The organism is Vibrio tritonius, assembly GCF_001547935.1.
GTDB classification, from domain to species: domain Bacteria; phylum Pseudomonadota; class Gammaproteobacteria; order Enterobacterales; family Vibrionaceae; genus Vibrio; species Vibrio tritonius.
This window is the reverse complement of record NZ_AP014636.1, coordinates 923,117-936,738: the sequence shown is the minus strand read 5'-3', so window position 1 is coordinate 936,738 and position 13,622 is coordinate 923,117. Positions and strand designations below refer to the sequence as shown.

At 42.6% G+C, this 13,622-nt stretch carries 12 protein-coding genes; 3 read left to right on the top strand and 9 right to left on the bottom strand.

The features are described from left to right. The first annotated feature begins 7 nt into the window (after window positions 1-7). A complete protein-coding gene (locus JCM16456_RS23425) occupies window positions 8-151 on the top strand; it encodes a YoaH family protein (RefSeq protein ID WP_082712386.1) in 144 nt (47 codons plus the stop codon). Window positions 152-1,455: 1,304 nt separating this feature from the next. Here the strand turns inward: JCM16456_RS23425 and JCM16456_RS19440 are convergent. Beyond that, the gene (locus JCM16456_RS19440; RefSeq protein WP_082712385.1) at window positions 1,456-1,866 is read right to left on the bottom strand and encodes a cell envelope integrity protein TolA; all 411 of its coding nucleotides are present in this window, start codon (window positions 1,864-1,866) and stop codon (window positions 1,456-1,458) included. Between the two features lie 907 nt (window positions 1,867-2,773). Between JCM16456_RS19440 and JCM16456_RS19430 the strand changes: the two genes are divergently transcribed. Both JCM16456_RS19430 and JCM16456_RS19425 read left to right on the top strand, forming a co-directional pair. Next, entirely contained in the window at window positions 2,774-4,456 is a 1,683-nt protein-coding gene (locus tag JCM16456_RS19430) for a response regulator (protein ID WP_068717620.1), read from the top strand. A gap of 188 nt (window positions 4,457-4,644) precedes the next feature. Continuing rightward, window positions 4,645-5,022: a phage protein gene (locus JCM16456_RS19425; protein ID WP_068717618.1), complete on the top strand. Its 378-nt coding sequence runs from the start codon at window positions 4,645-4,647 to the stop codon at window positions 5,020-5,022. 19 nt (window positions 5,023-5,041) lie between these two features. On the opposite strand, the gene JCM16456_RS19420 is transcribed toward JCM16456_RS19425, so the two are convergent. From JCM16456_RS19420 to JCM16456_RS19385, 8 genes are all read right to left on the bottom strand, one after another. After that, the gene (locus JCM16456_RS19420) at window positions 5,042-5,995 is read right to left on the bottom strand and encodes a hypothetical protein (RefSeq protein WP_068717616.1); all 954 of its coding nucleotides are present in this window, start codon (window positions 5,993-5,995) and stop codon (window positions 5,042-5,044) included. 589 nt (window positions 5,996-6,584) lie between these two features. After that, the gene (locus JCM16456_RS19415; RefSeq protein WP_068717614.1) at window positions 6,585-7,820 is read right to left on the bottom strand and encodes a secretin N-terminal domain-containing protein; all 1,236 of its coding nucleotides are present in this window, start codon (window positions 7,818-7,820) and stop codon (window positions 6,585-6,587) included. After that, window positions 7,801-8,883 carry a zonular occludens toxin domain-containing protein gene (locus JCM16456_RS19410; RefSeq protein WP_068717612.1) on the bottom strand — a complete coding sequence of 361 codons (1,083 nt, stop codon included), beginning with the start codon at window positions 8,881-8,883 and terminating at the stop codon, window positions 7,801-7,803. Before JCM16456_RS19410 ends, JCM16456_RS19415 begins: the two co-directional genes overlap by 20 nt. Window position 8,884: 1 nt before the next feature. After that, the gene (locus JCM16456_RS19405; protein WP_068717610.1) at window positions 8,885-9,250 is read right to left on the bottom strand and encodes a DUF5455 family protein; all 366 of its coding nucleotides are present in this window, start codon (window positions 9,248-9,250) and stop codon (window positions 8,885-8,887) included. Next, the gene (locus tag JCM16456_RS19400) at window positions 9,250-10,728 is read right to left on the bottom strand and encodes a hypothetical protein (protein WP_068717608.1); all 1,479 of its coding nucleotides are present in this window, start codon (window positions 10,726-10,728) and stop codon (window positions 9,250-9,252) included. The genes JCM16456_RS19405 and JCM16456_RS19400 overlap by 1 nt, the downstream gene beginning before the upstream one ends. A gap of 70 nt (window positions 10,729-10,798) precedes the next feature. Then, entirely contained in the window at window positions 10,799-11,020 is a 222-nt protein-coding gene (locus JCM16456_RS19395; RefSeq protein WP_068717606.1) for a major coat protein, read from the bottom strand. Window positions 11,021-11,292: 272 nt separating this feature from the next. Continuing rightward, complete coding sequence (locus tag JCM16456_RS19390; RefSeq protein WP_068717604.1) at window positions 11,293-11,607, bottom strand: chemotaxis protein; 315 nt, start codon at window positions 11,605-11,607, stop codon at window positions 11,293-11,295. 64 nt (window positions 11,608-11,671) lie between these two features. Continuing rightward, entirely contained in the window at window positions 11,672-13,621 is a 1,950-nt protein-coding gene (locus tag JCM16456_RS19385; RefSeq protein WP_231894453.1) for a replication endonuclease, read from the bottom strand. Window position 13,622 lies beyond the last annotated feature (1 nt).

Here is a 13,622-nt window from a genome sequence, read left to right as displayed (position 1 = left end):
TTTTTTTATGTTTGATGATTTAACCCTGACACACCAGCAACAACAAGAAGCGGTGGAGAAAATTCAAAAGCTCATGGCAGAGGGAATGAGTACTGCTGAGGCGATCAAAGTGGTTGCCAAAGAGATACGGGAACAGCACAAAGACTCATAAATAGAAGGCACCTCAGGTGCCTTTTTATTTTCTAATATTTTCAATAAGTTAAGATAAAGATTTAATAGTCATGAGAAAATGTCATGGCTATATGTAACTAAATTACGAGTGATAAACACCCATTAGAGGCATGAAGAATGCAAGAAGTGATGTGAACACTTACTTTCTTTCTAGCGCTTATTAACTCTCAAGAAAAGGATCAATAAATGGTCAATTTAGATCTTTTTATAAGCATTTTTTCAAGCTGTGGATAACTGGTGGTTTGATATAGGGATAAGAGAATGAACTTAGGGTTAACGATGCACTATAACTAATTCATTTCCGAATCATACATAAAGCAAGTATTTCGATCGCAATGCACAAAGCATGACGAGACGCATAAATTACGCTATCTCAATGGCAAGATGGCGATAAGTTACCTACAGTTAATTTGCTAATAAAGAACCATTCGTTATTTAGCCAACTGACGTTGTTAGCGCCCGCTTCAAGTGGGCGCATTTTTTTGCATGCAAGAAAAAAGAGAGCAGAGCTCTCTTTTAGAAGAATTTTAGGACAACAGACGCTAAATGATTTTCTGAAGATGGGTATTACAAAACCGATGAATAATCACTGCAGAACCCACGAGTACCAATAGATTTAAAGCCCAGTCTTGAAGTAAGTAGAAATACAAGATTGCACTAACTACGACAGCAAGGGATGTTGCCAAAATATAGAATCTATCTTTAAGCCACTGAGTCATCGTTTGTCTCCATACTGATAGTTGTCTTGCGATTCATATCCGTTCGATACCGCTCTAGTGACACTGTCACTACGTACTGATTTCTTTCCATCATATGTTGTATATCCTAGCCATTGATTGTGATGTTTTTATTATTATCTATCCCTAAAGGGTTAGATTGATATTACTCGCTCACTCCCTGATGTCACGTCTAGGCAACTTATTACTCGATTACTTATGGGAGAGATCACACAATCAATCTGATTAATAAATAGACAGTAGCAAAAAAGTGACACAACTCAAAGTTATCCACATCACATATCCTTTTTGTCTGTCCATTACAGCCTAATGCTTTTTGAGTGTATGCGTTGTCTTAATGCTGAGAGTGTAAGGATCATCTAGGCGTTCCAATAGTTTCCATTTAGGAAACAATAAAACTAGCGTATGTAGACAGCGACTAACGGTTTAGATTAACCACAAAACGTGGATAATTGTAATAACTTGGCCTGGGCTCGTTGATGAAGCTGTAAAGTCTGCATCTTGAGGGCATTTGGGGATATCACTTGAGTTTATTGTTTAACGGGCGTTAAGGAACGAAGGTCAATGTCAACGATTGATAAACTGGGTGCAGTAGCTTTGCATTACGTGGTAATGGAAACTGGTAGTGTTGACGTATAGTGAGGAAGAGCGTATCGCATAGCGGGTTTTGATTGCTGGTGCGAATTTTACGTATTGAGGCCGTTTCTGTGAATTGTATTTGTACCTTACAACGTTGTCCGTGGTAGGCAGAGGTTGAACCAAGCTCGCGGTTTATTATATCGACTATTTTTTTGGCCCATTGTTGTTCAGGCGTTTGATTAAACTCATCCTGATACCCAAAAATGTCTTTAATAGTTTGCTGCTCATAAGTTTGTGTCGATAACGATTGATCATTACTGGCAAAACTTGGTAGAGCTAACATCAAAAGTAGGGGGCAAACATACGATCTGATATTCATGTGAACCTGAAAAACAAACGAAAAGTTAAAAATTGAATTTACATTACATGAATATAATATGTAATTAATCCCTTATGTCTAGCGTCCTACATCACTTTTTCGCTGTGAATTGCTTAGACAAGGCTCGCATAACCCCATTCATGGACTCCTCTTTATCATGCCTAGCAAAGAGGGCTGTATATCCGCTCCACCTTTCGAATTGGGTACTGTAACTAGTCGTCGATTTTTCAATATTTGAGCTGTTTAAACTATACAAAGCTAATATAAAGGTATAAGATTGTTCCCACACGAACAATGAGGATAACCCCATGAATGACAAGTCAGCTTACTTATACTATTTTTCTTTTGCAGCAGCATTAGGGTTAATTGCCCCATTTATTGTTTTATACCTTGCTGTATCTCATTAATAGAATCTAGATTTAATTCGAATAGCAGCTATTTATTAGCTGCTATTTTTATTTATCAACATTACTATGCAAAATATTACTGACTTAGGAAACTCACTCACTTCATTTGCGATTGTTCTTATTTCCACTTCATTATCTTTATTGCTTATCTGAATTACTGATAACAAATTTGCAGATTAGCATAGCGACAATCTGAATATGTATCGCAAAACCCCCTTCATGACATTCACGCTGTGAATCTATCTTTCATTAATCATCAACTTTACAATTCATTACAGTGTTATAAAAACGCATAAATAATGTTACATCTGTAATTTTTGGGCGATAACTAGTACGAATATTATTCAACGATTAGATAATGAAATATATTAACAATGGCTGATTTATGAGTAACGCTGCAATAATGTCTTATTTTTGATAAAAGTTGACAAAGATTCAATTTAATATACTATCCGATGCACAATTAAATGAGGTGTATTCTTTTTTAAAAGATATGACGTATGGTATATAAAGAGCTTAAGATAAGCCATTTAAAAACGTTGATTATCGATCGCTCTGATTTTTCTCTTACCAACATTCGGAGTATCTTGCATAAGATCAGTATTACTGATGTTAAAATCGAAAAAAAACTCGATACTGCCATCACTCAAATTGAAAAAAGCATTAAAAATAATAATATATATGACTTAATTATTGTTGATTTCGATATATCTAAATTCATTACCTACAAACGAATCGAATCGTTTTTACAGAATATCAGTCCCCGTAGTTGTTTGATCTTAACTAGCTCCGATCACAGTAAAGAAAACATCGTTAAGATGTTAGAGAATGAACCGGATGATATTCTACTCAAACCTTACCGTATTGATACTCTTAAAAACCGGTTACGAAACAATGCGCGCAACGTTATTGTTACCAGTGATCTGCGCAAAGCGCTAGAAGCGCGTGATAGCAAAAATATCCTTGAAGCCATTCATGAAATCGAACGTCATAATGAATATGGCATTTCCACAACTTGGTTGAACAAACTTAAGATTAAGGCATCTTTTGAAGATCAAGCCTATGAGAAGGTAATTAATGCCGCAGAACACTACCTCAGTTACAGTGAGTCTGAGTGGGCACGCAATTATCTCTGTCGTTCTTTGTTTCATGTAAAGTTTTACGATAAAGCGATTGAACAAGCGAAAATAGGGCGCCGTAAGTATCCAATGTCGACCAACTTTTGCGTGGTTATGGGCCAAGCGTTATTAATGAAAGGGGCGGTTAAAGAGGCGGAAAAGCAGTTTCACAAAGCGATTGCAATCAATCCTGATTGCGTTGATGCCACTGTAGGTTTAGTGGAAACTTGTTCCAAACACGACAATGTAGAAGTCTTAGTCAAGCGTTATGATAATTTGGTGAGCCAAGTTGAGGGCACCATTTATGACAGTGCTGACTATTATGTGGATTACGCGAACGCACTTAAAGAGACATCAGATGTTTCTCCCGTTGGAGAACAGTTAACACAATTAATGCAGGCTGCGGATGTCTTAAAGCGCGGAAAAAATTATTACAGTAACAATGAAAGTATTGATGTTTGCATCAAGTTGCTCGATGTTGCAAAAGACATCATCGAATGTCGCACAAATAACGCTGCTCAAATACTGAATGATCTTGTAGAGCACTCAAAAGACGTCATTCTGGGTTCGGTGAGTACTTGCGTCAATATTGCATACATGTTCGATGTGATGTGTGAAAAAGAACAGCAGGATCTTTTCTTAACAGAACTCGATTTATCCGATATCGAAATCTATCCAGGTGATGCGAGTAACTCACAAAAAGTTCGCAAGCTAATTCTACAGCGTTACAGCACGCGCAGACGTAACACTGGCTTTAATGGTAAGGATTACTCGACACTTAAAGAAGATATCAACACCAATATTAAAAACAACGATTATGATATGGCAGCGGTAAAGCTTAAAGAGCTGCTTGATTATGGTAAGTATCTGCCAAACCTCATTTTGTTTTACGTAAAACTGCGGGCCATCAGTTGCATCAACAAACAATTCAATCGTCGTTCAGTCGCTTCGTACAATGACGCTATTCATTTTGCTAAAAACAATCTCCGAGAAAAGAAAGACCTGCAGAAACTCGATGTGATCATTAAGAGCTACAAACGTGACCGAATGAAGGCGAATGTTTAGTCTGGCCGTGAATTTACCATGAGTGACAATGTCACTTAATCAGACAGTTCAAAGCTGGATTTGGGTGCAGAGATGACAAATTTGGGTATGTTAAAAAAAGATGCGCTAGTGCGTATTATGTCAGGTTACGGTTAAATGCAAGTTACTTTACTGTAAATTACAATCTGCCTCTTTAGAGGTAGATATGCATGAAGTATCACGAAATGACTAAAAATTACATTTTTCGTGAATTAGAGTGTCAGTTAAGTATAGAAGAAACTGCGAAACTTTGTTTCAAAACTGTGAGAACGGTCAAAGAGTGGGATAGTGGAAAGGTCATTCCACCGGAGTGTAAGCGGCTTATGAGGATAACAGCCAAGCGAGAGTTGCACCATGATGAATGTTGGGAGCTATTTGAATTGAGAGGAGGGAAAATGAAGCTACCTACTGGGCAACTAGTCTCACCTCAACAAATTGTCACGGGTATTGCATTATTAGAAATACAAAGCCCTAACGATATTAAAACACTTAAAAAACTTTTAAAATACGCTAGGGCTTTAAGTAAAATACTAAACAAAAGACGATGATAACTAGACAGGGTATTAGCTAGTTATCAAAAACGACTTTATTCTTTGTGAGATTCATTTTACTATTATCTATAAAGTCTTGAACATTACGTTTACTAATTAAATTATACAGTAGGAAAGAAATATTTTTCCTACTTATTTTTCTTAATTCGTGAGGTAAGCTTTTTTCATTAAGGCTACACACATAATCCTCAATGAAACTATATGAAAATTCCTTTTTTATATGTTCACTATCTGACTTGATGCCTTTTAAAAGTGTCATTAGTTGAGCGCTGTATGTATTTAGGTAAAAATCTAAATTTGCTCCAATATGTCTAATTTGTTCATAATCTTGCTTTAACTCATCAATTATAATGTTTCTATCATAAATCAGGCCGTTTTTATCAATAATATCGGCTTGAAATTTAGCAGATCTCTCATTTTCTGATGACAATTTTGACTGACAATCAGACAATTTATTTTGAAGCTTCTGAATCTGATCATCTTTTTCAGAAAGCAGGACATCTTTATTATTTATGGATTCTTCTCGAGAAGCTATTATTCTTTCTTTTTGAGAAATACTTTTTTCCATAAGTTCATTCATATTAGCTATATCATTTCTTATCTTAACAGATTGAGGGTATGTTAATTGAACCCCATTTTCAACCTGATTCTTATATTTAACCAATTCAGATTTTTCGTTAACGTATCTATTAAAGAAGAATTTTGATGGGATTGGGTATGTAAATAAGTAAATTAATGTTATCGCGCCTGGAATTATAAAAAAATGGATTACATAACCCCAAAAAAAAGAATCAAATAAAACGATAGTTTTATCTATAACTTTAATTTTTTCATAGTAAGTTAGATCGCTGAAAATAGCCATAAACAACTTATAGTTGTGTAATATAAATGCAACTATAAATGTTCCAGATAGAGGGCTAGAAACGCGATCATATAAATTAGCTTTTACTGAGTTTAACAAGTCTTGCATAAAACCTTAATCTAGAGTTATTTTCGATATTAATATTATGCACTTGATTTTGTATAGCATCAATCTATATAGATGGACCGCAACCCCAGCCACTGAGGGACCTTTCTCCGCCTCGGCTTGGGTGTAAATTCCGCTTCCTCAGTTCGAAAGACTCGCTTTGTACATATTCCCAAAAAGACCGGAATATGTACAAAACTCCCTATTCAAACTTGCGGCGAGCGTTGTCAATGTGGGGGCTTATCCCTTTGATGATTCTCTATCTTTCTTTAAATTTGTCGCTGTGGTGCGTTCAGAGGGCGTTAAACGTAGGCTAGGGCAGGTGTTGAACGGCTGCATTGGTCTAGCAAGATGAAGGGGCGGGCATTTGGGGGAAATACTGAATATTTGCGCTAGGGGTGGCTTTGTTTCTTGGGTTTCTGATATTATTCGCGACTTCTTTAACGTTGATATTCCCTTATTATTCCCACCTCGATAATGGTCTATTTTGGTGCATAAATATAAATATCACTAAATATTTATATTTATTTCTAAAGCGGGTGATAAATATATTAGTTATCACCCTTGTGACACTGTAACTCTTTATTTTATTTCACAGAAGTGTCGTTTTTATTATTACTTTTAAATCCTTTTGTGCATCCTCTTTTGACGTGGACTTGAACACATTTCCTAGCACGGGAATATCTTTGAGCAGTGGGACGCCGCTTTCTGTGGTCTTGGTTTCGTGTGAGATTAAGCCGCCTAGAACGATGGTTTCACCGTCCTTGACTACAACCACCGTCGATAGGGTTCGAGTATTGGTGATAATGTCTGCCGCAAGCGTGGAATCACTGACCGAGCTAGGTTCTTGCGTGATTTGAAGCACTACCATATCCCCCAAAACGTGCGGCGTGACGCTCAAGGAGACACCTACATCCTTACGTTCGATACTCTGCACAGTGTTCCCGCCGTCCGTAATTTCCTTGGACACCAAGAACGGCACATTTTGCCCCACGGTAATATAACCGCGCTCTCTATCCATAATTAATATATTCGGCGTTGATAAGAGCTTGGTATTTTTATTTGTGGTGACCGCTTTAATTAATGAGCTGAAATTACCCCCTTGAAAGATGAATAAATTATCCGTAACACGGTTTGAACTGGTTGTTGCAGTAGAAAAACCAGCGTCACCCAATGCGCCCGTTAAATTAATGCCTAGTTCGTCAGAGCCGCGCATTTCGGTTTCAGTAATTGCTGCCTCAATATAAACTTGGCGCTGTGGTTTATCGATACCGCTTAATATCAACTCGATTTTTTCCAGTTGTTCCGGTGTTCCGCTAACAATGATCGCATTGGTCGAGGGCAGTACCTGCACCATGTAGTTGTCGAGCTTCTTATCTTTCACCATTTGGGTGTTAGTGGCTTTCAGCGCTGATGAAATCAAATCCACTACTTTCGTGTTGCGTACATAGTTAAGATGATACAAACGCACGTCACTAGGCTTAATTGTGTTATAGGCGTCGGCATTAACACGTACCACATAAGAATCACCATCCTTTTCGATAAGATAACCGTGAGAGCGGAGCACCGACTCAAAGAACGCGGGATACTCTGCCGGAAGTAAGTGCGGAGCGGTAAAACTCACCGTTCCGGTTACACCTTGCGCCAAGAGAACCTTGAGTCCGGTTTGCTTGGCATACCACGCGACAAAATCACCAATAGGCGTGTCGTTGGCTTCAAATACTTGCTGTTGCTCAAATGGGCTTTTCGCTTCAATAGCGAGGGCGGGTGTAATGCAGCAAGGCACAAGCAAAGCCGCGAGTAAGGTTTTAGCAATTAACGACTTCACGTTGACCCCCTGATTTGATGATGATTTCGCAGCGTCCTTTGGCTTCAATGGTTAAGCCCATCGAGCGCAGTTCGTAAGAACTTAAACGCTTGCCGTCATTGTCTAGCTCAAATTGAACCGGTTGGTTTGGCAGGGCGCTGTAGGATTGAATTTTGTACCCCTGTAAAACGTCACTCAATGACACGTCAGGCGTTGCCTGTTGCGTGGTGTCGGTGTCGTCAATTTGGGTTGTAGTGATTTGTGGCGTGACAAGGTAACCGATTCCCGCACCGGACACGATACCCGCCATGAGTACCAAGATACGCGAGTATTTTCTCAGATAGATTTTGGTGATTCGCATGATGTTTTTGACCGTCTTAGGCACAGCATAACGACCGTGCGTATAGTAAGGAGGGAGCACCGAGTAAACCCCGTGCGGGTAGTTGTTCAGAAACATTTGCTTGGTATCGTACGAGGAATAAAGGTCGGTTCCCCACAAAAGCCACTTATCGACCGTGAGCGAGTTGGTATTGTCACCATATTTGACAATGCCAACGTGCAGCTTAGGCAGCTTTAACTTGATTTGTCCGAGCGTTAGAAGCATCACAATCGTCGATATAATCGGGATTTGCATTCTATCGAGGCGGCGACAAAACACGGTGTGTTCAGCCAGTGCAAGGCGCACTTGCTTATCCACAATCGAAATGTCCTGCACAATAAAGATCACATCCCATCCGTATTTGCGGATATGCAGCAAGTAATCAATCAGCGGTTGGCGGCTCTTATCGTTCCATGAGCGCGAGTTAAACCACGTCCCGCACTCATCGAGGACAATTAAGCCGTCCTTGCTTGTGTCGTAGCTTTTGTTCCCATAGCCAAGCGCTTGCAAGTCCTCAACTACGGGCTTATCTGGCAGGCGATAGAGGCGGGTATTACGCTTGTCTGCCCCAAGCATTTCCTTAAGGTTAATATCAAGGTTTGTCGCGACAGGCACCGCACGTTGCAGCGCTTCACGGATGCGACCGACCGCCGTTAGCGTTTTACCCGCACCCAATTTGCCCGTGACAAAGTAAACCGATGCCATGCTAGCTCCCCATCTTGTTTATCATGAAGAACTGCCACGACCAAACCCAGCGGAGCAAGCGCGCAGAGAGCACCGCACTAATGCAGGGAATCGCATTACTCGGAATCAAAAGCCCAAGCGCATCACTAACGTAGGACGGCAACACTTGAGACAATCCCGCCGCCACCGCATAAATGGCTCCCGTTGTTGCCGTTGTAAGGGTAATCAACATAGTAATTACCGTGAGATTCATTGCCGTGTTACGTGCAAAGAACTTGGCAAACCACGCGAGGATGTTAGACACCAACCCCGCAAAGAACGCCGCTAGGGCAGGCAGGCGCAACGCTGCACCGACTGAGGACAAAATAGGCAATAGAAAAGCAGGCATTAGCGACCCCCTCTTGATGATGACGTGTTCCCTGGCATCGGCGTTACCCCATCAAAAAGAATGTCCAAGATGTAATAAATCGTGCCGATGTAAAAAACGAACTCAAGCAGCGTTTTTAGGAACGTTGCGAACTCACAACCCAGTTGAAACGAGCCAACAGGGGTCTTGAGTGTTTCAAGCGAACACCGTGAGCCCGTTGGAAGCGATAGCAGATTAGCCACGCCTTGAATGTTACCTTGTGATTCAGCGGTTTTGTCTGAGCTTACGACATCCTCAAGGGCTTCTGTATATGCAGCATCGCCAGCAGAAACGGCTTTATCGCCGCCCTCTATCATCTGCTCATACATACCAAGCACACCGTCAGCGGTTAAACCGTTTTCCCCCTCACAGGCGCGTGGGTCGGTTCGTGGGTCACAAAGTTTGTCCTGAATCGATGCCAATCCATCGCCTATTTCATCGCCCGTTTCACCTATGGCTTCGGTTAAGGCTCCGGTTTGTTCATCGGTTTTCGCATCGCTGGCATCAATTTGCTTTTGTGTCGCTTTAAGCTGTGCTTGCGCTATGTCTTTGTCTTGGTTCATCTGAGCGACAATTGATTGATTCACCTTGTTTGACGACTCATTAAGCGCACTTAACCGTTGATTAAGGGCGTTAAAATTCGACTGATTACTGTTTCGCAGCGAATTAACCGCATTAATCACGCCTGAGTTATCCGGTGGATTGTTTGGGTTGGTTGGTGTTGTGGGGTCGGTTGTGTCGCCTGAATCGTCAGGGTCAGGCGTATCAGTGCCACCACTGGAAGAACCGCCGCCAGTGTCGCTAGAATCATCGCTACCACCAGAGCTACCCCCATCATCGGGGTAAGGGTCGTTGGGGTTCTCTGGGTTAGGGTAACAAAGTAGCCCCTCCAAGTGATAACCCACACGACACTCGCCATTAGTCGGAAATTCACCACCACTACCAGAACCGCTCCCTGAGTCGCCGCCAGTACCAGAGCCACTACCGCTCCCTGAGTCGCCGCCAGTACCAGAGCCACTACCGCTCCCTGAGTCACCGCCAGTATCAGAGCCACTATCGCTCCCTGAATCATCACCGGAGCCAGAGCCGCCGGAACTGGAACCGCCAGAATCCCCAGAGTCGCCCCCACTAGAACCACCATCATCAACGGGATCTTTTACATAAACAAGGTTAGCAATCAGCGTAGCAAAAGTTCCTTTGCGCGAGCCATTTTGATAAGTACCGCGAACATAAAGAGACGAAACACCATCAAGACGGTCTAAGTTATAAACAATACCCCGCGACGATATCCATTGACCAGAGCAGGAGGGAATACCACTAATGACAGCCCCATTAGAAATTCCGCACATTGAAGCAAATTGCACCGCATAATCGGGGTCGCTTCGTAAATTAATCACTTTGTAAGCAGCAAAAGAGCTAGACGAAACAGAAAATAGAAGAAAAAAGAGAAGTCGTTTCATAATGTCACCAGATTAAAAAAGGGGAGCAAGCCCCCCTTGTTGATTGAGATTGGTGATAAAAGGGCGCGGATTAGCTGGCGCGGTTGGCACCTTTTTTCACTAGTTTCAGACCAACGAAACCAGCGATTAAGGTAGAGCCAACGCCCCAAGCCCATGAAACAACCGTAGTTGCGGTTTCCGTTACTGATTCCATCGCATTGGTAGCCGCTTCAGGAATCGCCGCAAAAGTGGAGCCAGCCACAGCCATAAGAGCGATAGCAGCCAAAGTTTGAGATTTTTTTGATTTGAACATGGTATGTTCTCCTATTAACAACGTTTAACTTGAGGCGATTGCCTCAACACCTTTTTTAAACGCGAGCAGCTTCATGCCAATGGATAAGCCCACCGCAAAAGCCCCCACGAATGACGAAACAAGAAAAGTGACCTCAGCCATTAGCGCTGTCCTCCTACAAACCAGCCAATACCCAACAGCAGCACCAGAAAGCCGACAAATATCAACATCCAGAGGCTATCTAGCTTTGAAATGAGTTCCGAGAATTGAGCGTCCGTCATGGCTGATTAACCTTACTTGCCTTGTACAGGTGGCAATGCAAAGAGGTGGAAGCCGTTGATTTCAACGTGACGCCCCTCGTCATTACCGAATTTGGTTTCTTTGTATTGAATGTCGAACATCGTACGTTTGCCGACGAGCTGCTTTAGATGCTCGCCAGCCGCGCCGTTTGCCCACATATCAGCGCTGATATTGACAACAACCGATTGAGTCGGATTAGTGGTGATAAGGTTTAATTTGCCCACGGTGATTTGTTCACCGGTGCCGTATTTGGTTTTGGTTTCTTGGATAATGTCCGCATCATCCAAAATTAAGCCTTCCATTTTCATAGTGATTTACCTTTTCTAAAATAAACGACAGTTATTGACACAAGTCCAAGTCCAAGGCGAGGAGCTAACCCCCTATATCAGCCGCTGCGCGGCTAACATAGGAGGCTAGCTCCTCGTCAGAGCAACCCATCAACACCATGGCGTTCAATTGGTCGTTAAATTCCACACGAGCGAGGTATTTTTGATAGGCTTCCTCGTTCATGCGCTCGTATTCTTTTTCACGTTCTAGCGCGTCGAAAATGTCTACAACCCCCGTCATGACACGTTTACGACCGCGCAAGTATTTCTCTTTGTTCTCGATTTCAAACTCAGCAAAGCGCGTGGCTAAAAACACCTGTTTGAACATCAACCCCATGATGCGAGCGTTTGCCATGTCACCGTATTTAGTGGTTGATAGCTCGCCGCTTTCATGCAGTTTCATGAGGGCGCTAGGGGCGTCATAAGCCAGTTTTACCGACTCATCACCACGACGAACGAACACGCCGCCCATGGCATAGGTAAAGGCTTTCCAATCACCGTCGTCAGCAGCGCGGCGTATGGACTCAAGCAAGAAATGCTCGGTTTGGTCGAGGTCGGTGAACAAAGCGTCATCCTCTTTGAACTCTTCGCGCAATCTGCGCATTTGACGCCACACCGAAACCGGAGCGCCGCCGATGAATTGAAATTGACGGATGCCATTAACACGGGCAAAGGTCACAACACGTTCGGCGGTTTCAATGCCGTTTAAATCCGTGCCTTTGTCCTTGTCGAGGTGTTGACCGTCGATACTCTTTGAAAGGTATTTCGCAACGTAGCCCACAGCCGAGCCGCGTTCAAAATCGATGGTTTCGCAGGTAAAGCGATGTTTTTTCGCTCCTTTTTCGTCGGGCGAGTCTTTTAGCGCATGATGCGCTAGGGCGTTAACGACTACGTTACGGTGTGACGTTTCGCAGAACAAAAGGAAATGATTGTGAGGTGTTCCGTCTTGATGCGGTTCAACAATGCGCATCCCGTAAACCTTAACACCCGCTTTATCAATGTCTTTGCGAAAGGCTTTCCATACGCCCATTAGATAGTTGTGTGTGTTCTTGGCGGTTGGCCTACCTGCATCAATCCATTGTTTATTGACCTTGCCTTTAGAAATGGCATGAAAGCGGCTAGGGGCGGTCACTGTAAGAAATAGGGCACAGTGACCTTGCTCTCTGGCGATTTCTTCAAAGCCACGCAGACGGACGAACATTTCACCGCGGCGTAGCTCAGGGTTTGCAATGGAATGATCATGCAAATCAGACAAATCAAAGAATTGGTCGGGATTTTCTTTGTTGAACACCACCATGTTTTCTAATAAATCACGATTGCGTTTCTTGGCTTGGCGTTGACGTTTGACCGAGAAATCAGAGCAATATGGCTGTTTAGAGCGTTGAACTAGCGCTAAATCACGGGCGACTTGTTCCACTTGAAAGGCACATTTGCGGCGTAATTGACGACGAAGCCAAACCTCATCACAGCCACGCGCAACCAGTGAATGCAGTTCGCCAGCTTTGCGTTTTGCTTTGACGACAGTCTCAGGAAAGGAAATACCGAGATTGCTTAATAGCTTCTCGATACGAGCAAAGCGCACCTCAACATCGGTATCGTGCAGGCGAGCCAAATCACACAGAAAATCATGGGATTTTTCGGATGCCATGCGACAAATGTCCGCGTCAGGCATCGCATAGCTGTAACCGTGCTCAGTGAGTCGAGCGTTAGCGGCTTCGATTTCACGAGCCGCAACCACAGCATTTTTCGCTTTCAAACAGTCGGTGAAAGCGCGTTTCATGGAAAAACCAAAATCAAAGTGACGACGAAAGTCACGCGCCACAAAACCACATAACGGCAGACTAAGCGGTGCGTCATGTAAGTTACGAACGTCAATCTTAAGTGATGGATTGCGCCCGTGATACGACATGTGTGAACGGTCGCCTTGAGTATGGTCAACAAAGGAAAACGGGCGTTTGATTGGCTGTTTTGGTTCGTTCCATGCGTAAGCGTACATA

Coding starts and splice junctions, on each gene's coding strand:
- JCM16456_RS19410 (WP_068717612.1), bottom strand. CDS start 8,883: ATGGCATCGGTTTACTTTGTCACGGGCAAATTGGGTGCGGGTAAAACG.
- JCM16456_RS19430 (WP_068717620.1), top strand. CDS start 2,774: ATGGTATATAAAGAGCTTAAGATAAGCCATTTAAAAACGTTGATTATC.
- JCM16456_RS19390 (WP_068717604.1), bottom strand. CDS start 11,607: ATGAAAATGGAAGGCTTAATTTTGGATGATGCGGACATTATCCAAGAA.
- JCM16456_RS19420 (WP_068717616.1), bottom strand. CDS start 5,995: ATGCAAGACTTGTTAAACTCAGTAAAAGCTAATTTATATGATCGCGTT.
- JCM16456_RS19385 (WP_231894453.1), bottom strand. CDS start 13,621: ATGTACGCTTACGCATGGAACGAACCAAAACAGCCAATCAAACGCCCG.
- JCM16456_RS19425 (WP_068717618.1), top strand. CDS start 4,645: ATGAAGTATCACGAAATGACTAAAAATTACATTTTTCGTGAATTAGAG.
- JCM16456_RS19440 (WP_082712385.1), bottom strand. CDS start 1,866: ATGAATATCAGATCGTATGTTTGCCCCCTACTTTTGATGTTAGCTCTA.
- JCM16456_RS19400 (WP_068717608.1), bottom strand. CDS start 10,728: ATGAAACGACTTCTCTTTTTTCTTCTATTTTCTGTTTCGTCTAGCTCT.
- JCM16456_RS23425 (WP_082712386.1), top strand. CDS start 8: ATGTTTGATGATTTAACCCTGACACACCAGCAACAACAAGAAGCGGTG.
- JCM16456_RS19405 (WP_068717610.1), bottom strand. CDS start 9,250: ATGCCTGCTTTTCTATTGCCTATTTTGTCCTCAGTCGGTGCAGCGTTG.
- JCM16456_RS19395 (WP_068717606.1), bottom strand. CDS start 11,020: ATGTTCAAATCAAAAAAATCTCAAACTTTGGCTGCTATCGCTCTTATG.